General features: G+C 61.5%; 2 protein-coding genes. One reads left to right on the top strand and one right to left on the bottom strand.

Annotation, left to right across the window (positions count from 1 at the left end; genetic code table 11):
• Positions 1 to 454, bottom strand: a 454-nt coding sequence (locus A3730_RS07545) for an MATE family efflux transporter (protein ID WP_255364215.1), incomplete at its 3' end; no start/stop codon positions are given.
• Positions 455 to 488: 34 nt separating this feature from the next.
• On the opposite strand from A3730_RS07545, the gene A3730_RS07540 reads away from it, so the two are divergent.
• On the top strand, positions 489 to 1,035 hold a 547-nt coding region (locus tag A3730_RS07540), incomplete at its 3' end, for an elongation factor P hydroxylase (protein ID WP_231883889.1).

The following is a 1,035-nucleotide window of genomic DNA, read 5'->3' as shown; positions in this document are numbered from 1 at the left end:
CCTCGGTATAACTGCGCAGGGCCAGCATTATCGCGGCACCGGGCATCCCCCAGCTGAGCGCATCCAGGTAGCCGCTGACCATGGGCCGAATGGCCGGGTCCACGTCCATCCATACCAGCACCGGGGCAATGCTGCGCAGGATCAGCGCACACAGGACACCCAGCCCCAGGCCCAACCAGAGCCCCTGCTGGGCGAGGGGGTTGATGCGATGATAAGCTTCGCCGCCCAGATGCCGCGACAGCACCGGGGTGGCGCTCATCAGCACGCCGGTCATGAACAGGAACAGGGGCACCCAGATACTGGCGCCCACGGCCACCGCGGCCAGGTCATTGGCGCTGACTCGCCCGGCCATCATGGTGTCCACAAAGCCGTTGGCCGTCTGCGCCAGTTGCCCACCCAGAATCGGCAGTGCGAGGGTGAGTTGGGCGGCGAGTTCCTGACGGCGGGATAACATAGGCAAGTGCTACTGTTGTAAACGGAACGGTGTGGTGAACGAAATAGATCAGAATCAGGTTCAGACGAAGGCGGCTACCATACCGCAAAGCGCTTCACAGGGGTACGTCAGTGGTGAACTGGAGCGCCTGTTTCGGGCGACTTTTTTCGATTCCCACCACACCGTGCTGGTAGGCGGTGCCAGTGAACCGGTTTACCTGCCAGGCCGTCCCCACCAAATTTGCTATACCCGCGATTATTTTCGCAGTGCCCTGCACGAAATCGCCCACTGGTGCGTAGCCGGTCCGGCACGCCGCGAGCAGGAAGATTACGGTTACTGGTATGCACCGGATGGGCGCAGTGCGGATCAGCAGGCGGAGTTCAGCCGGGTGGAAGTCTATCCTCAGGCTTTGGAAGCGCTTTTCTGTGCCGCTTGTGGGCATGATTTTCGGGTGTCGCTGGATAACCTGAATGGTGACGGTGGTGATGAAGCGGCGTTTGCGGTGGAGGTAAAAGCGAAAGCGCAGGCGTTGCTGGAGCAAGGCCTCGCCGAGCGACCGGCGCGTTGGTGTAAAGCGCTGGCAAAAGCGTATGAGCGTGAGG

It is taken from the genome of Alcanivorax sp. HI0044, from assembly GCF_001634945.1.
This window is presented reverse-complemented; position numbering and strand designations above follow the sequence as displayed.